At 68.6% G+C, this 17,898-nt stretch carries 10 protein-coding genes and 2 pseudogenes; 8 read left to right on the forward strand and 4 right to left on the reverse strand.

Annotation, left to right across the window (positions count from 1 at the left end; genetic code table 11):
• Positions 1-89 precede the first annotated feature (89 nt).
• A complete protein-coding gene (locus tag JQX13_RS44515; protein ID WP_203405479.1) occupies positions 90-2,654 on the forward strand; it encodes an AAA family ATPase in 2,565 nt (854 codons plus the stop codon).
• Between the two features lie 4 nt (positions 2,655-2,658).
• Complete coding sequence (locus JQX13_RS44520; protein ID WP_203405480.1) at positions 2,659-3,501, forward strand: Rossmann-like and DUF2520 domain-containing protein; 843 nt, start codon at positions 2,659-2,661, stop codon at positions 3,499-3,501.
• On the opposite strand, the gene JQX13_RS44525 is transcribed toward JQX13_RS44520, so the two are convergent.
• Complete coding sequence (locus JQX13_RS44525) at positions 3,494-4,105, reverse strand: hypothetical protein (protein ID WP_203405481.1); 612 nt, start codon at positions 4,103-4,105, stop codon at positions 3,494-3,496. The two genes, JQX13_RS44520 and JQX13_RS44525, sit on opposite strands and share 8 nt — an antisense overlap.
• Positions 4,106-4,112: 7 nt before the next feature.
• A pseudogene (gene sitA5, locus JQX13_RS44530) lies at positions 4,113-5,625 on the reverse strand (SitA5 family polymorphic toxin).
• A 369-nt stretch (positions 5,626-5,994) separates the two neighbouring features.
• On the opposite strand from sitA5 (JQX13_RS44530), the gene sitA5 (JQX13_RS44535) reads away from it, so the two are divergent.
• The 4 genes and pseudogenes from sitA5 (JQX13_RS44535) to JQX13_RS55725 all read left to right on the forward strand — a co-directional run bounded on the left by sitA5 (JQX13_RS44535) (position 5,995) and on the right by JQX13_RS55725 (position 9,330).
• The gene (gene sitA5 / locus JQX13_RS44535; protein ID WP_430384121.1) at positions 5,995-7,449 is read left to right on the forward strand and encodes a SitA5 family polymorphic toxin; all 1,455 of its coding nucleotides are present in this window, start codon (positions 5,995-5,997) and stop codon (positions 7,447-7,449) included.
• On the forward strand, positions 7,446-7,799 hold the full coding sequence (locus tag JQX13_RS44540) for a DUF2019 domain-containing protein (RefSeq protein WP_203405483.1): 354 nt from the start codon (positions 7,446-7,448) through the stop codon (positions 7,797-7,799). The genes sitA5 (JQX13_RS44535) and JQX13_RS44540 overlap by 4 nt, the downstream gene beginning before the upstream one ends.
• A 1,019-nt stretch (positions 7,800-8,818) precedes the next feature.
• Positions 8,819-9,037, forward strand: a pseudogene (locus JQX13_RS56625) (TetR/AcrR family transcriptional regulator); the annotation flags it as partial.
• Positions 9,038-9,111: 74 nt separating this feature from the next.
• The gene (locus tag JQX13_RS55725) at positions 9,112-9,330 is read left to right on the forward strand and encodes a TetR/AcrR family transcriptional regulator C-terminal domain-containing protein (RefSeq protein WP_275424921.1); all 219 of its coding nucleotides are present in this window, start codon (positions 9,112-9,114) and stop codon (positions 9,328-9,330) included.
• Between the two features lie 65 nt (positions 9,331-9,395).
• Here the strand turns inward: JQX13_RS55725 and JQX13_RS44550 are convergent, their stop codons facing one another.
• A complete protein-coding gene (locus JQX13_RS44550) occupies positions 9,396-10,679 on the reverse strand; it encodes a hypothetical protein (RefSeq protein ID WP_203405484.1) in 1,284 nt (427 codons plus the stop codon).
• Positions 10,680-10,786: 107 nt separating this feature from the next.
• On the opposite strand from JQX13_RS44550, the gene JQX13_RS44555 reads away from it, so the two are divergent.
• Positions 10,787-13,681 carry a hypothetical protein gene (locus JQX13_RS44555; protein ID WP_203405485.1) on the forward strand — a complete coding sequence of 965 codons (2,895 nt, stop codon included), beginning with the start codon at positions 10,787-10,789 and terminating at the stop codon, positions 13,679-13,681.
• A 230-nt stretch (positions 13,682-13,911) separates the two neighbouring features.
• Positions 13,912-15,120 carry a sensor histidine kinase gene (locus tag JQX13_RS44560; RefSeq protein WP_203405486.1) on the forward strand — a complete coding sequence of 403 codons (1,209 nt, stop codon included), beginning with the start codon at positions 13,912-13,914 and terminating at the stop codon, positions 15,118-15,120.
• 6 nt (positions 15,121-15,126) lie between these two features.
• Here the strand turns inward: JQX13_RS44560 and JQX13_RS44565 are convergent, their stop codons facing one another.
• The gene (locus tag JQX13_RS44565) at positions 15,127-17,799 is read right to left on the reverse strand and encodes a hypothetical protein (RefSeq protein ID WP_203405487.1); all 2,673 of its coding nucleotides are present in this window, start codon (positions 17,797-17,799) and stop codon (positions 15,127-15,129) included.
• Between the last annotated feature and the right edge of the window lie 99 nt (positions 17,800-17,898).

The raw sequence follows: 17,898 nt of genomic DNA on the forward strand, positions 1-17,898 counted from the left end.
TGGTAGGAGGTGTAGCGCCCTGTAGCGGAAATTTTGCCCGGCGGATCCGAAGGGTGTATTTGCTCGCCTGCCCGCTTGCCGGAGCACGAATGGTCGACAGCACGGATCTCGCTCAGGTACTCCACGAAGCCAACGACATCGCTCAGAGCGTGGCACAGAAGCCTACCTCGGCGCACGTACTCCTGGCCCTCTTCACGGTGGAAAACCGGGCGCAGCTCCTCTTGAAGGAGAAGGGCATCGACGAGGACACCCTCCTGGAGAGGATGACCTCGCACCCCTCGGAGCAGGACGGGCTGGTGCGCGAGCTGTGCATGCGGGCCCGGGAAATCGCCCAGAGCAGCGGCGCGCGCGAGACGGACTGCATGCACCTGCTGGTGGCCTTCACCCGGGTGCGCTGCGCCGCGAGCGAGCTGCTGGCCAAGACGGGCCTGCACCTCATCAACCTGGGCAACACCGCCCTCTCCTATTGCCTGAGCGGCAGCATGCCCCGGAGGCTCCAGCCGGGCCGCGGCTCCTCGATGGCGGTGGGCATGCCCCGGCCGAACCGGCCCCTGGGTGCTCCGCCCTCGGCCCCGCCCGCCTCTGCGCTCGCGCTGAGCGCGCTCCGCCCCGCCTCCGCGCCGCCCCGGACACCGTCCCGGCCCGCGATCTCCCCGCGCGACCTCATCGACGAGGTGCACGAGGACGTGGCCCCCGCTGCCGAGCCCACACCGGTGCCCCCGCGGCCCACGCGCACCCCGACCCCGGTTCCCGCCGCCCTGGCTCCGGCCGCGCCCCTGGCTCCGGCCGCGCCCCTGGTGGCTCCGGCCCCCGCTCCCACCCCGGCACCGCGTCCGGCCACGCCGGCCCGCGCCGCGCCCTCATTGGTGCTCGACGAGAAGCGCTTCCCCCTGCTCACCTCTCTGGGCCGCAACCTGAGCCGGCTCGCCCAGGAGGGAAAGCTGGATCCCGTGGTGGGCCGCTCCAAGGAGATCGAGGAGGTCATCGACGTCCTCGGCAAGCGGCGGACCAACAACCCGTGCCTGCTGGGTGAAGCGGGTGTGGGCAAGACGGCCGTGGTGGAGGGCGTGGCCCAGCGCCTGCTGGAGCTGCGCGGCTCCCTGGCCGAGAAGATCCTCCTCGAGCTGGACATGGCCACGCTGGTGGCCGGCACGCAGCTGCGCGGCGCGTTCTCCGAGAAGCTCAACGCCCTCAAGGATGAGGTGCGGCGCGCGGATGGGCGCGTGGTGGTCTTCATCGATGAGATCCACACGCTGGTGGGCGCGGGCTCCACCGGCGAGGGGCCGCAGGACGCCGCCAACGAGCTGAAGACGGCCATGGCGCGCGGCGAGTTCCCCTGCATCGGCGCCACCACGCACGACGAGTACCGCAAGTTCATCTCGCAGGACCCGGCGCTGGAGCGGCGCTTCACCCCGGTGGTGGTGCACGAGCCGTCGGTGCCCGAGACGGTGGAGATCCTCCAGGGCATCATCGGCCGCTACGAGGACCACCACGGCCTGCGCTACGCCCCCGAGGCGCTGGAGGCCGCCGCGTCCCTGGCCTCGCGCTACGTGACGGACCGCTTCATGCCGGACAAGGCCATCTCCGTGGTGGACCTGGCCGGTTCGCGCAGCCGCCGCGAGGGCAAGGAGCTGGTGGAGGCCTCGGACGTGGCGCGCGTGGTGGCGAAGATCGCCGGTATCCCCGAGGAGCGCCTGCTGATGACGGACTCGGCGCGGCTGCTCCGGCTGGAGGCGGACCTGGGCGAGCGCGTCATCGGCCACGAGGAGGCCATCAGCCGCATCGCCCGCGTCATCCGCCGCAACTACGCGGGCTTCGCCTCGCGCCGGCCCATGGGCTCCTTCCTCTTCCTGGGCCCCACGGGCGTGGGCAAGACGGAGATGGCGCGCGCGCTGGCCGAGGTGCTCTTCGGCAGCAAGGATCTGCTGGTGCGCCTGGACATGAGCGAGATGTCCGAGAGCCACGGCGTCTCCCGCCTCATCGGCTCGCCCGCGGGCTACGTGGGCTACGGAGATGGTGGCCAGCTCACCGAGCCGGTGCGCCGCCGCCCCTCGTGCGTGGTGGTGCTGGACGAGATCGAGAAGGCCCACCGCGAGGTGCAGCTGCTCCTGCTCCAGGTGCTGGAGGAGGGCCGCCTCACCGACGGCAAGGGCCGGCACATCGACTTCTCCAACACCGTCATCATCCTGACGACGAACCTGGGCGCGGAGGCCTTCCACCGCACCAGCCGCGCGATGGGCTTCGGGGCCTCGGCGGAGAGCCAGGGCGCGAACGACACGGACGCGGCCAGCAACGCCGCGCGCCAGGCCCTGCCGCCCGAGCTGTGGAACCGCATCGACGAGCGTCTCCCCTTCCGGCCCCTGGCCGAGGAGCAGGTGGCGCGCATCGCCACGCTGCTGCTGGAGGGGAGCAGCCGGCGGCTCGCCACGGAGAAGGGCATCGAGTACGTGGCCGACGCGGACGTGGTGGCGTTGCTGATGAAGTCGGGCGGATTCGATCCGAAACTGGGCGCGCGGCCCATGCGCCAGGTGGTGCAGCGTCTGGTGGAGGCACCCCTGGCCGAGCGGATCCTCGCGGGCGAGTTCATGGCGGGCGACCGGGTGCGGGTGACCGTCCAAGGCGGAGAGCTGCAGTTCCTGCGCGAGAGCCGCTGAGCCCGTGAGTCCTCCGCGTCGCCCGAGGGTGGTGGTGGTGGGCACGGGCCGGCTGGGCGGTGCGCTGGCCCTCGCGCTCGCCGCGAAGCGCTGGCCCGTGCGCGTGCTGGCGCGCTCCGAGGAGAGCCGGCGCCGGGCACTCGAGCTGGGACTGAAGCCCGCCACCGAGGCGGATGTGGCCCAGGCCCGGGTGTGCTTGCTGTGCGTGCCGGACAAGGCCGTGTCGCCGGTGGCCGAGGAGCTGAAGCCCCGGCTGGCGCGCGGTGCGGCCCTGGTGCACTGCGCGGGCGCGCTCTCGCTGGAGGCCCTGGGCCCCCCGCGCGGACGGGTCCTGGGCTCCTTTCATCCACTGGTCGCGGTGTCGGATCCACGCGACTCGCTGGCCGGCAACTCCGTGGCGATCAGCACCCGCTCCCGCTGGTTGCGCGAGGTGCTGGAGCGGATGGCGAAGGACGTGGGCCTGCGCGCCCTCCAGGTGCCGGAGAAGAAGCGCGCCGCCTACCATGCCGGGGCCGTGCTGAGCGCGGGGGGCGTGGTGGCCGCCCTCTCCGCGGCGGTGGAGGCCTTCCGTGCCGCCGGTATCTCCGAGGAGGACGCGCTCGCCGCGCTGCTGCCCCTGACGCGCTCGGCGCTGCGCGGTGTGGAGGCTCGGGGGCTGGCGGCCGGCTACACCGGACCCATCGCCCGAGGGGATTCGGGAGTCGTGGCGGCCCACCTCGCGGCACTACCCCCCGAGGCGGAGGCCGTCTACCGGCCGCTCTCGAGGCGCGGCCTGGAGCTCGTGGGGAAGCAACGGCTCACACCCGAGGCTCGTGCCGCCCTGGCGAAGCTCCTCGCCTCTACATGAAAACCCACGGCACCTTCTCCAGAGCTGCGCGCAACTCCTGGGCTGTCGTGTCCAGCTTCTCGGCGACAGTGGGCGCGTGCCACGTCTCCGCCACTGTGCCCTCGGGATTCTTGGCAAGCCCCTCGATGAGGATCCTGAACCGACCGGGCCACTCGTGACGGCCCAGTTCGACCGCATGACCGCGCGGGTCCATGAAGGTGAAGCATGGCCAGCGCGGCAGTCGAATCGTGCTCATGTCGCAGTTGAAGAAACGGCAGCCATTGAGCCGCGCCTCTGAGAAGTCGCAGTCCTCAATTCCACCGACCCTCCATCTCTCGTCCAGGTCCTCGCGGAACCCGAAGTCGTTTCCGCCGAAGCGGCCCTTGAACCGGCACCCCTTCAACTTCATTGGCGCCCAGGGCAGCGTCTTCAGCTCGCTCTTCGCCTGGATGGTGCAGTCGATCAAACTCCCCGACAGCAGGTGCAGCCACCGCGCCGCCACGCTGAAAACCAGCGTGCAGCGCCGGAGCGTGACGTTCGGACCCATCCAGTAGATAGCGTCCTTGGGGAACTCCAACCGCTCCCCATCGATCTCTCGGTCCTTGTAGTGGATGTTGGGAGTCACGCGGCCCTCAGAAGAAGATCATGCGGAAGAAGGTGCTCGCCATCCGGCGCCCGTGCAGCGCGAAGTTGGACTCCGTACCAGACAGGATCTCGTAGTGGTAGCTCTGGCCGCTCGGGCCGGTGACGTCCACACCTCGATGGTTCCAGGACAGTCCGCATCTCGTCGATGGCGAGCCGCTCCTCCGGTGAGAGCGCTGCCTGCGACCACTTCGCCGCCACCGCCCTCACAGCCGCCTGCAGCTCGTCGCCCAGCCTGTCCTCCGCCGGTATGTCCCTGTAGCTCTTGCCCCTTGGGAGGTGCCACCGTTCTCCGTTGCTGAGGACCACCTGCTTGTTGCCACCGCGGTGCTGAATCGCGACGGTGCCCGAGTGCCCGCCAGCAGCGCCAGAACCTCCGCTCCGCGCCAGGGCGTTCACCGCCACGGGAGCCAGAGTCGACGTGAGGACCGCGAGCGCCCGGCGCTCCTCCTCCACCACCACCTCCACCGCGGCGACCTCTTCCATGGCCACGGCTACCGAGCCCTCGAGGCCCTGAGCCGTCCACTGGGCCTGCACCCGGTTGAATCTCGGCAGAGAGCGCAGGTGAGTGGCCACATCGCCGAGCGTCCGCCCACTGAGAGTGGCCACCGCCAGAACGAGGGCCCGAGCCGCGTCCGTCCCGATACGCCGCCCAAACTCTTCGCCCGCCTCACGCAGCTCCGCGAACGTAGTCGCCTCGTGGGCCTGGTGCGCCATGCGGGCCCATCCGTCCAGCAGGCCCCACACCGCATCCACTCCCAGCCAGGCCACGAGGAGCACGGACAGGCTCGCGGCCAGTCCCTTGGTGGAAGGCTCGGGCACGAGCCAAAGCGCCAGGTAGAGACTCGCGGCCCACACCAGCGAGGAGAGAATCGCCCGCGGACTCAGCTCCCGTCCCAGGGCCGCCCGCGTCTCGTCCAGTACCGTGCCGAAGGCCAGGGCGAGCGCCAGGGTGCGCCGGTCATCCGTGCGCAGGTAGGGCCCATCCGTGAAGAGGCCCAGGCAGTCACCACCGCCGCGACTCTCGCACCACCGCAGGTACTTCTCCTTCAACGCCGCCTCGGCCTCGGGGACGAGAGGTCCTCTGTCGTTGAGTGGCACCAGCGTGAGCACCCTGTCGCGGTACACCTCCGCGAGCAACTCCTCCTCCGGCATGGCCTGGAGCAGCCGCTGGGCGGCCTCCTGCGGCGTCCCCGTCACCTGGAAGCGGTGACCGAGTTGCCGCACAGCGTGCTGGAACTCGGCCTGTGTGAGGGCCACCACCCGGGTGTTGCCATACCCCTCGATAAGGTCCGCGTCGACGACGACCACCGGCTCGAGCGTGGACTCCGTCGCCCGAGCTTCTTTCGCCGATGGCAACCCCCAACGGCTCCCCCCTGCGAGCTGGTTGCCCATGGGCGCGTGCGTGGCGCACGCCGCATGAAGGAAGAGAAGGATGAGCCCAAAGGCCCCTACGGGTGCCCATTGCGGCGCGCCTCGCGTGCACTCTCTCCGAGCTGTCAGGCGACAGGAAGATTGACCCCCTCGGCGACAGTAACTCTGACCCCCACCCTCCTGCGGTGAGGCCCCTGGCCTCACGCAGTCAGCCCACTGCCCCGCGACGAGGACGCTGTCCAGTCCAGGTGCGCGTAGCGACTCGCGAAAGCGAGCCTGACCTGGACAGCACCGCAGGCTCGGGGCACGCGAGGTAGGGAGCTGCGCGCCGGACCAAGGGGGTCAACGTTAGTGGCGCGAGGGGGTTCGTTTCTGCTGTCGCTCTACAGGCTTAAGGCGCCTCACCAGACCCGGCGGCTTGACGTGGCTGTTAGCCGGTTCCTGTAATCGGCGGGTTCTGGCTTCCAGCTCGGGCGACTCGTCCGGAAAGGTGCGGCAATGTCTAGACATTCTGCCAACTCGTGCCCGGTGGACGAGCGGCGCCCTCTGCGCGTGGGCGCGCTCGCTTTGGCTGCGCTGATGCTGCTTTCCGCTTGCGCAACGGCACCCTCGGGCGGAGGGTTGACGGCGTACCGCTACAGTCAACCCACTCCCGAGGACGCCCGCGAGGCGTGGACGCTGGAGACGGAAACCGACGACGAAGGCACAGGCGAGCGCGAAGCCATCTTTTCCAACCTGCCCACGGACTTTCAGCCGGTGCGGGTCAGCGAATCCGAGCTTACGGCCGCTCTGACAACGTTTTGGCTCCAAGTCCCGCTGCGGGTGTCCACCTCATGCTTCCCGCTGTACGTCGGCCGAAAGCTGGCGCTAGCGTCCGCGTCTTTGAGTGACGAAGCGTGGCAATCAGACCTTGCGCAGTCCTATGGGCGATTTTGCGAGCGGCGCCGTACTCCTGGTGACTGTTTGACTTTGTTTGATGACGGGCCCCGCCTGCAAGCTGACGATAAGCGCAGCATCGCCCTTGCCCTGGCGGTGGGGCCTGCCCTGGAAGGTGTGGACGCGGAGGTGCGGGCCATGCTCAACCCTACGCGGGTGCTGGCTACTCTCAGCTTCACCATTACAGCATACATGGCGCTTTTGCTTGCACCTGAGCCTGTCACGAAGGGCGTTGCGCTCGCATTCTCCGTGCTCATGTGGGGCTATCTTGGATGGGAGTTCTTCGATCTGCTGCGGGCCTATGCGCAGCTTTATGAAGATGCGCCGCAAGCCTCTAGCTTTGCGGAACTGCGGGAGGTGGGTGACAGGCTCGGAAGAGTCATCGGTCCCAATAGCGTGCGAATTCTCGTCATGGTGGCGACGGCGGCAATAGGTGAAACGGCGGCGCTCATGTCGAAAGGGCCGAAGCTTCCTGGCTTCGGGCAAGCCTCGCGCACCGTCGAGGCAAACACCGGGCTCCGCCTAATGGATGCGGCAACCGGCGCCGAGCGAATCATTGTTTCCGTGAACGAGGGTACGATCCGCGTTTTCTTGCCAGTCAACGCAGTGTCAATGAGTGCACGTAACGGGGGCGGCGAGCGCTCCGCGCTCAAAGCTAGTGAAGCCCCAAAGGGCGGCAGACTTCTCCCTAATGGTCATCGTGCCTTTAGTTCGTTCAGAGCCTTCAAACGTCAGATGGGCAAAGCTGGCGAGGGCCAGGAGTGGCATCATCTTGTCGAGAAGCACAAGTTCAACATCAAGCGCTTCGGCGCCGAGGCCATTCACAACACCGAGAACGTAATTCCATTGGAAAAGGACCTGCACACGAGAGTTAGTGCGTTCTATTCTGCGAAGAATCCCTACGTTACCAACTCGAACAACTTGACGGTACGAGAGTGGATCAGAACGCAAAGCTACGAGGCGCAGCGTTCGTTTGGATTGTTTGTTGTCAAGAAGATCAGGAGTGGGGAATTGTGAGGAAACTAGAGAAAATCGTGGAGGAATTTGCGGAGAACGTGGCCGCACAAACAGATGCGATAATGAGAGGGGATTCCAAGACCGGCAACAAACACGCTAATCGTTACATAGCTGCGCTTAAGAAATTGCGGTCGGAGGGCAATGTCGGACGTGACGCACTCTCCGTCCTGCTAAAGCATCCGCGCTCGGATGTGCGCGTCGGTGCTGCTGCGTTCTTACTGCGTTACCGGACAGCAGAGGCAAAAGCAGTGCTAGAAGCAGCCGCTAGCGGGGGCGGAGTTGCGGCTATCAATGCGACCATGGTTCTGAAACATTGGGAGGACGGTACATGGAACCTGGATCCTGAGTAGGGCGCCGCGCGAACCTCGGGCCGGTGAAGGACGCCGCGAGCGGCGCGACAGCAGACACGGCGCGAGCCTCGGGCCGGTGGAGGCCACCAGGGCCCGGCAGGCGAAGCTCGGGGCGGTGGGGGTCACCAGGGTACGACGGCAGCCACGGCAGGCACCTTGGTCCGGTGGAGGCCACCAGGACCCAGCAGGCGAAGCTTGGGCCCGGTCGATGCCACCAGGGCCCGGCACTAGTAGGCCAAGGCATCGGCGCCAGAAGTCAGCCCGAGGGGCGGAGTGCTCGCCGCTTGTTGCCAGCGAGGGGTCCAAGGGGAGTAACGCAGTCCTCTCGGGGCCTGCTCAGGCTTCACTCGCGTTGCGGCCTGCGCACTCGCTCGACCTCCTTTCGGGGCCTTCTTCTTCGGGGCTTCGGCTCAGAGGGTCACCCCTCTTCACCGCCCGATGGCTTCCGAGGTGCATCGACAATTCCTCGGGTGGGACTTCCACCCACTGGTGACGTGCACCTTTCACGGCGCACCCAAAAAAGGACCAAAGTGAACGGACGCGCCTGGACTCTCCCGGACAGATGGGCGGCCCATCTTCAGAGGGAAAACAGGGGTGGGCCTCTGGCCCCGAGTGGAGGCAGCTCCACCCTTGGCGGCTTCGATTCCCGCCGCCTCCACTTCGAATCTTCCGGAAAGGACTCAGCCGCCAGCCGGGCCGGCGCGCTCATCCGCCTCGGTACGAAGCCTCTGACACGTGCGGCCGACACGTGCGGCCCACCCGGCCCCCTTGCTCAGTCGATACGCGTCCAGGCCGTGCCATCGAAGGCCATGATGTCCTTGCCTCCGAAGACCAGAGGACGCCATCCGCGGTACTGAGCTGGTAGCAAGTCCGCGGGCTGTCATCCCCAAAGGCGACGGGAACCAGCTTGTCGGCCAAGAGGGTATGGAGCCCTGTTCTCGTCGGCCAAGCGCGCGCAGATTCTCAGTGGCGCGTTGGAGGCCTTCCGTGAGCTGGGGTATGAGCGCGCCAGCGTCGATTTGATTGCCGCCCGCGCCGGAGTCTCCAAGGCGACGGTCTACAACCACTTCGCGGACAAGGAGGCCCTCTTCCTCGCGTGCTTCTCCGAGGACGCCCACGCGATGGAGGAACGCCTGACCGAGCTGTTGGACACGCCCACGGGCGACCTGGAGCGAGATCTCCAACAGATCGGGGAGGCCGCGCTGCGCCTGTTCTTCTCGCCTGCCGCCATCCAGCGGCATCGCATCTTCGCGGCACAGGTGGACCGCTTTCCGGAGCTCGGGGTCACGCTGTTCGAGCACGGCCCTCGGCCATGCATCAACGGATGGCCCGCTACCTGGAGCGAGCGAACGCGACGGGGACCTTGCGGATGGATGACCCCGAGCAGACCGGAATGGACTTCTTCTGCCTCTGCGCTGGCGACCACCAGCTCCAGGCGGAGCTCGGGGTCTTCAAGCAAGTCTCGGACGAGCAGCTCCGCGCCAGGGTCGCTCACGCGGTGCGCTTGTTCCTCCTCGCCTACCGCCCGTGAGACACGGGGGCGAGGGCCGGATACCCTCACCCCCACCCTCTCCCAGAGGGAGAGGGAGTTTGGTCTCAGGCCAGGATGATTCGCGGCGCGTTCAGCGCCTGACGCACCACCGCCATCACCTGCTCGGACATGGCGTCGCCCTCGGTCATCTGCCGCAGGCACAGCTCGCCCTTGCCCTCCGTCACCACCTTCTTGAGATCCGTCAGCAGCACCGAGGCCGCCTTCAGCATCTCCTCGTTCTGCGGATTCGGCGGCGCGCCCTTCCCCGCCTTCTCCTCCATGTACTTCGTGAACCGGCGCACCGCGTCCACCATCTGGTTCGCGTCGAAGCGCTCCAGCAGCGGCTTGATGCGCGTCGTGTCCAGCTTCAGCAGGTGCAGCGGCGCCCGCGAACGCTCGAACGCCTTGTGGATCGGGCTCACCTCGGAACGCTCGAACGCGCCCAGCAGCCCCTCCTCCGGCGCCTGCACCGAGTGCGGCACCACGTCCACGAAGAGCTCCAGCGGCGCCGCGCCCTGGTTGAACGCCTCGATCTCCTCGTCGTCCACCGGCGGGAAGCTCTGCGGCGCGCCGATGAAGAGCAGCGGGAGGATCAGCTGGCCCCAGAACTCGTTCTGCGCCGCCCCCGTGCTCGCCACCGTGCCGAACAGGTGGCCCATCAGCTCCACGATGCGCGGCGCCAGCTCCACCTGCTCCGCGATCGGCTTGTTCGGATCCATCTGCGGCAGCACCGAGAGCACCTGGCCCTCGAACTGCTGGCGCACCTCCGCCGGCAGCTGCGTGCGGCCGAGCGCGTCACGCACCTCCCGCATCAGCGCGTCCGGCTTCGAATCGAAGGCCTTCTGCACCTTGGCCGGATCCATCACCAGGAACTGCATGAAGCCCGGATCGATCAGCCGCTGGTAGTCCATGGGGCTGAGCTTCTGCCCTCCACCCGCGGCGCCAAAGCGCACCTCGCCCAGCCGGCGGCGGATGCTCGCGGCGATCTCGTCCAGCCTCGCCAGCTTGCCCTGGGCCAGCGCGTTCATCACCTCGTTGAACGGCGAGATCACCATGAGCGCGTCCGGGAAGCCCACCGAGGCCCCCTCCGGAGACTCCCGGTTGAGGAACCAGAAGGCGTTGTGCTCACCGGCCAGACGCTCGGCGAAGGCACCGGCCAGACCCAGCGCCAGCACCTGGTGGTTCGGGTTGTTCACCTGGAAGGCGCCACCGAGCAGCTTCGGGACGGATGCTTCCACCTCCGTCCAGGGGGCCTTGAGAAGATCCACCGGCTTGCCCTCGACCTGCTGGAGGGCGGCGGCAACCTGAGCCTGGGCGGATTGAACATGCGGAGGGGCGGGATGAGCCATTGATGGATCCTGTTCCGGGTACTCGACCGTGACGAAACGGACGACCCCCTTACCCTGAAAACCAAGTTCATCGCCACGATTTGTGACCACACCTAGGATGGGGGCGTATGCCGCGCCGCCTCCCCCCCCTCCTGCTGCTCCTGCTCTCCCTCGCCGGGTGCGCCTTCGTCACACCCCGTTTCCCCCAGAACATCCAGGCGGACTTCGCCCGGGAGGACATGCGCAAGCTCTCCACGCGGACGCTGGAGCTCTACTACCCCGCCCGCCTGCGCCCCTCCGCCCTGCGGATCGCCGCCCGCGTGGAGGACTGCGTCGAGCGGCTGCGCCTGCTCACGAAGAGCCCCCGGAAGCGCGCCCGCGTGCTCGCCTACCTGACGGGCGCGGACTTCAACAACGCCTACGTGACGCCGGACTACTCCAGCATCCCCCAGCAGATGGTGCTGCCGTCGCATATGTCACTGGAGCTCTTCAACCTGCTGGGCTTCGGCCCCGCGGAGCTCGGTGAGGTGGGCTGCCACGAGGCCGTCCACTACGTGCAGCTCCAGCAGACGGATGGACTCTGGGGCGTGGTGAACACCGTCACCGGGGGCCTCTTCCAGCCCAACTCCCTCACCGAGTCCTGGTTCCTCGAGGGACTGGCCACCTACTACGAGGGGCACCTGGGCAAGGCCCGGGGACGGCCGCACAGCCCCGTGTGGCACGGCTTCTTCGAGGCCGCCAACGCGGCGCTCGGGGGGGACTTCCACGGCGGCTACCTCTCCCCCGAGCACCGGCGGATGGATCCGTTCGGCGGCAACTACCTCACCGGCAGCTACTTCGTGGCGTGGCTCGCGGAGCGCTACGGCGAGGACAGGCTGTGGCGGTTGGTGGAGGAGCAGGGAGAGACCCTCATTCCCCCTGTGGCGGTGACGCTGCGCTTCAACAACGTGTTCGGCCGTACCATCGGCCAGCTCTTCGAACAGTTCAGCGAGGAGCTCGCGGCGAAGCAGCAGCGGCGCGAGCGCCCCGGCACCCAGCAGGTGCTCGCTCCGAACGTGGGCTACTTCGCCCGGCTCGCGGCCTCGCCCGCCGACGGCGCCATCGCCACCGTGGACGTGGGCCGCGAGTCCGTCTCCCGCCTCACCGTGCGCGAGCGCGACGGCTCCCTCCGCTTCAGCCGCTCCCTCACCCAGTTCCTCCCCGGGCGCCGGTGGCTCTCCACCCACCCCCTCAACATGAGCGGCCTGTCCTTCACCGCCGACGGGCGCTTCCTGCTCCTCACGGTCTCGGACATCGACTCCCTGGGCAGCAACGTCTCGCGCGTGTGGCAGGCGGACGCGCGCACCGGCGAGGTGGTGAAGACCTGGGAAGGCATCGAGGGCATGGGCGGCGGCGTCACCCCGGATGGCCGCGCCTACGTCTTCGTCCACGTGTCGGGGGACACCTCCAACCTCCACCGGTTGGACCTCGCCACCGGCGAGCGCACGCCGCTCACGCACTTCGAGGGGAGCCAGTCGCTCGGCCCGCCCGCGGTGTCTCCGGACGGCCGCATCGTCTTCTCCCGGCTGACGGAGCACGGCTGGAACCTGGCGCTGCTCGAGGCCGATGGCACCGTCCGCGCGCTCACCGGGGACGAGCACTTCAACTACGCGCCCCGCTGGCTGGACGCGAACCGGATCGTCTTCCTCCGCGAGCACGAGGGCCGATGGCAGGCCCATGTCCTCGACCTGGCCAGCGGCGAGCTCTCGCGCATCACCGACGCCCCGCACCTCGTCATGGACGTGGCCCCGCTCGGTGACTCGGACGTGGTCTTCCTCAACCGCGACGGCTTCGACTTCTCCCTGGATCGCGCCCCCCTCACCCCCGTGGCCGCTCCCGAGGCCGTCGCCGCCACCTCGAAGGCCTCCGCGCCGTACCAGGGGCACGAGCTGGACATCCTCTCCGACGTGCCGTACTCGCCGCTGGAGGGCCTCTTCCTCCCGGAGCTGCGCGCCCCGTACGTCTACGCGCTGCCGGACGTGGACGACACCAACAGGTTCATCGGCTACGCCGGAGTGGCCCTGGCGGGACAGGATCGGCTGGGCTTCCACCAGTACGCGCTGCTCGTGGAGGCCAACACGAGGCTGCGCCAGCCCAACGTCTCCTTCAGCTACGGCACCTCGCTGACCACGCCCTGGTACACGTCGCTGTCCGCGGTGCGCATCGCGCAGGCGGACCGGAGGGACCTGCAGGCCGCGCTGTCCACGTCCCGCGTCTTCTGGACCACGCCCGTGAGCTTCAACCTGCTCGCGCTGCGCCGCGACTGGTACGCCACCTCCAGACACCCCAACGTGCACACCTCGCTCATCGGACCGGAGGCCGCCATCTCCTACCTCGCGAGCGAGGGCACCTCCTACGGTGGCACGCAGCGCGGCCTGGGCCTCTCACTGGGCGCCGGGGTGTACCCGCTCGCCTTCGACGACGCCGAGCCCTTCGCGGACGTGCGCGCCGAAGCCACCGCGTACCTGCCGGGACTGCCCCTGCTGAAGCGCGACAACCTCCAGCTCACCGCCACCGCCCGCTACCTGCCGAACGCTCCCGAGGGGCTCCTCCAGGTGGGCGGCATCCCCTTCGGCTCTCCCCTCGTCCTGCGCCGCGAGGGCCCCGAGGACACGCGCACCCTCCCGCTCCGCCTCCAGCCGGGCACCTCCTTCTCCGAGTCCCTGCGCGGCTACGAGGACTTCGCCCTCAGCGCGCGCAACGTCCTCATCGCTTCCGCGCGTTACCGCTACCGCATCATCTTCGACTACGGCTGGACGTCCTTCCTCTGGCTGGGGCCCTCCTTCTTCATCAGCCAGTTGGAGCTGGAGGCCTTCGGTTCCTGGGCGCGCACGGACCTGAGGGACAACCACCGGGCCGCGGGAGGCGCCGTCTTCCTCCACACCACCTTCGGACAAGCGGCCGGTGTCTCCTTCTTCTACCAGTACGCCCGGCGCTTCGATGATGGGCTCGGGGACCTACACCTGCTGGGGTTCTCCCTCTAGGTATCCCTGGAAGCGAGACCCTCGGGGGCACCCATCCATCCACCAGTCAACGAGTCGGGCCTTTCCGTGAATGCGGCGAAGGTTTGATCGCGCCTGTTCCCTTGCGCCCAGCGCCGGACGACAGCAGTTTGCCGCACCCTCTGAGAAGACGCGCGAGGCGTGGGTGACATCCACCCCTCCCCTTGGGGCCGGGCGCGCATGGAGGGCGACTGTCACCGGAGGTCACGCGGATGAGAACGAGTGCCAACCCCGCTCCCGAGTCCGTGCTGGTCGTGGATGACGAACCGTCCCTGCGCGCCATCATGTCCTTCATCGTGCAGCGCACCGGGGCCATCCCCGTGCAGGCACCGGACGCGGCCACCGCGCGCCAGCTCGCCGCGAAGCACTCCTTCGCCTGCGCGCTCATCGACAAGAACCTGCCGGGCGAGAACGGCCTGGACTTCCTCAAGTGGCTGCGCTCGGTGCAGCCCGGATGCAACGCCCTCATCGTCACGGCCTACGGCAACGTGGACAGCGCCGTGGAGGCCCTGCGCCTGGGCGCCTTCGACTACCTGCTCAAGCCCTTCGAGGTGGACGCGCTCGCGCACCGGATCAAACTGGCCCTGGAGCAGTACCGCATGCGGCAGGAGCGCGAGCGCATGCAGGCCATGCTCATCCAGGCGGATCGGCTGGCCTCGCTCGGGCTGCTCGCCGCCGGCGTGGTGCACGAGGTGAACACGCCCCTGGCCTACATCCTCTCCAACCTGGACTGGCTCGACGAGGAGCTGCCGGCCCTGCGCAAGGGGCTCGAGCGCCAGGGCCCGGAGCAGCGCGCGCTCGCCGAGCGTCTGGAGACGGTGGAGTCCACCCTGCGTGACATCCGCGAGGGCGCCGAGCGCGTACGCCACATCGCCCGCGACGTGAAGGCCTTCGCGAGGGATCCGGGTGACGCGAGCATGCTGGTGGATCTGCGCGAGGTGCTCGAGGCGGCCCTGAAGATGGCGCTGGTGCACATCCGCTACCGGGCCCGTGTGGTGCGCGACTACCAGGAGGTGCCGATGGTGATGGCCAACGAGCCCCGCCTGGCGCAGGTCTTCCTCAACCTGGTGGTCAACGCGGCCCAGGCCATCCCCGAGGATGGGGCCGAGCATGAGATCCGCGTCCGGCTGTGGACGGGCCCCAACGGCGAGGCCTGCGCCGAGGTGGGCGACACCGGCCTGGGCATCCCTCCGGAGAACATGGCGAACCTCTTCGAGCCCTTCTTCACCACCAAGAGCGAGGGAGAGGGCACGGGGCTGGGCCTCTTCATCTGCAAGTCCATCCTCGAGTCCTTCGGCGGCACCATCACCGTGGACAGCCGTCCGGGCGAGGGCACCACGTTCCGTCTCACCCTGCCCCCGCACGCGAGCGCCTCCCGCGCCGTCAGTCCCCTGGAGCCGGTGAGCGCCGCCGTCTCGTGAGGCGGCTCAATCCTGCAAACGGAAGAGCCCCGCCGGCCCGGTGCCATCGCCGGCGGTGAGGTAGACGGAGCCGGTGCCGCCGATCGTCCTGCCGTCGAAGACGCGCGTGGCGCCCACGCCCAGCCCGTTGCCACCCAGGCCCTCGCATCCGGCGGGGTATTGCGCGGCGGAGCAGTCGCCCATCCCCTTGAAGTCGTCGCGGTTGAGGGGGGCGGCCGTCACGGCGCGCAGCAGCACCACGCCCCGCTCGCCGTTGTCGAAGCCCACGTAGAGGGCCTTCGTGGTGGCCACCAGGAGCGAGAGGGAGACGTTGCCCGGATCATTGAACTGGGTGAGCAGCGTGTCCCCCGTGGAGTTGGGAGCCACGAGGGACCAGTCACCCGGATCGCAATCGGTGAGGGAGCCCGTCCGCTCCGGGCCGCACACGAAGAGCTGCGCCCCTTTCACCCCCGCTGGACTCGAGATGTTGCGCGCGAGGTAGAGCCGCCCCTGGAACACGGCCAGCTGAGGCACGGCCCTGTCCGCCGGCTCGAGGTCCGCCGTCTTGGTGGTCGTCCTGCCGGTCCGAGAGGTCCACGCCAGGAGCGAGGGCGTGCAGGAGGCCCAGTCCCCCGGAGCCGAGCCGTAGGAGCGCGGCATGGGCGTCGTCGAGCGCATGCACCCACCGTTGTTCGCCAGGTAGAGGCGATCATTGAACCCGGTCAGGGTGTCGATCATCTGCATGAGGGCGCCGTTCCTCGGCGTGCCGCCCTGGCCGACGCCCGGCATCTTCTCGGCCCTCAGGTCCTCCGCGTCCATGTTCCGGGAAGGCGCGTAACCGGGATCCACCCTGGGCAGGTTCTTGATGACGAGCAGGTAGGGCCGGCTGCCGCCCGTGTCCGGGAAACCGAGGTAGAGGCGGTCCTTGAAGAAGTAGGCCGCGGAGAAACCCCGCGTCTGCGCTCCGAGCAGGGCCGAGAGATCCAGATAGCGCAGGAACATCGTGCCGAGATCGTCGGTGTCCTGGCCCAGGTAGACGTAGTCCAGGTCTCCCCCGCTCCTGGCACCTCCAATGCCCAGCCACTCCCGCGTCCCCACCCGGCCGGAGAAGAAGAAGCCGCGGCCATTCTCGTTGTCCGGACCACACGCGGGCGTGTTGATCCAACAGCCCGTCACACCGATGGAGCGATAGGGCGCCGCGGAGACGTTCTGGCTGGAATTGCCCGTCGTGTCCTTGTGCAGGAAGAAGCTGAAGCCGCGGGCCCCGAGCCCGTCCAGGTCCACGCTCACGCCCCTCGTTCCCGAGCGGTTGGGGCCCAGGTAGAGGCGGCCGCCGTACTCGAGCACCTGGGCGAAGGGAGAGCCATCCCCAAGGGGATCGTCGAGCAGTGGCTCCACCTCCCAGACGGAGACTTCGTCCGAGGAGACCTCTCCGGAGGACACGGACGCACCCGAGCTCGCGTCGATTCCACCCGCGGCTCCCGTGAAGAACACCTTGCCCTGCCGGGCGCCGCGGTAGCGCCAGGTGAAGGTGGTGCTGGCTCCACCCGCGAGATCCATCGGCAGGGAGTCCTCCGCCTGGACGGGCACCACCACCACGCCGCTGCTCGCCGCCGGAGGGACGGGCCGCACGTCCAGGACCGTGGAGCTCCCGGTGTTGGTCACCTTCAGGCTCACCGTGAACTCGCGCCCCATCCAGACCCGGCCGGGCGCCGAGAGTGAACCGGAGAGCGAGGGGTACCGCTGCACGATCAGCGCGGAAGAGGAGACACGCGGGGCGGACACCAGGGTTCCATCCGTCTCGTCCTTCCCACTGGCCGCCGCGCTGAAGAAGCACGAGCCCTCGCCCGTCGCTCTGAGACGCGCGCTGAACACCACGCGCCCCTTGCCGGGAATGTCCTTCACGCGCTCCGACTCCGGCCAGGACACGAGCGACACAATCTCATCTCCCTCGAGTCGCGCGTCCTGGACTTCCACCTGGAGCACTGGAGTGTCCCCCGGGTTGGACACCTCCAGTTCGACGTCGAACTCCTGCCCCACGTCGACGGGTTGAGTAAACGGGAGGAACCTCGCCGTCAGGACCGCGCGCTCCCGTATCTGGATCGGCACAGGCTCCACGGCGGGAGCCCGGAGCTCCACGCCCACCGTGGACTCGACGCCCCGGACCTCCAACGTGAGGAGCAGGTCTCCCGGCGCGTCGGCACCGAGCTCCCATGAAAAGGTAGAGCTCCCGCCCGGGTCGATGTTGGTGGGCTCGGGCGCCGTGATGACCTTTACCTGCCCCTCGCCCACGAAGCGCAGCACCGGAAGGACCGCGTTCGCCGCCGTGCCGCCCGTGTTCTTCACCTCCAACAGCAGCGGGATCCGCTCCCCCACCAAGAACTTCGTCGGCTGCAACCTGACCCGCGCGTCCAGCCGCGCGAGCATCCGGTCCGAGGAGAAGTACGCGTCTGGCATCTCCACGCGCCGCCCCAGGGGCCCCACCACCACCAGTGGGTGCATGCCGAGCGGGAATCCCTGGGGAACGCGCGCGCTCAGCGTGTGCTCATCCAGCCGGGTGACGTCCTCCAGGGCCACCCCGCCGAGGAAGGCCTCGAAGCGCGCGTCCACCGTCACCGGCTCCTCGCCGCCGATGTGCTGGGTGGGAACCTCCAGGAAGTTGTCGCCCTCGATGAACACGGACACCGGCTCCGTGTTCATCCCCCAGGACGGCTCCACGTGCAGGGGACGCGGATCGAGCTCGGCCCCCGGTTCCCGGGAACACGCGGCCGCGAAGGCGCAGAGCCAGAACACCGCGAG

The sequence above is a fragment of the Archangium violaceum genome (assembly GCF_016859125.1).
Taxonomy (GTDB): domain Bacteria; phylum Myxococcota; class Myxococcia; order Myxococcales; family Myxococcaceae; genus Archangium; species Archangium violaceum_A.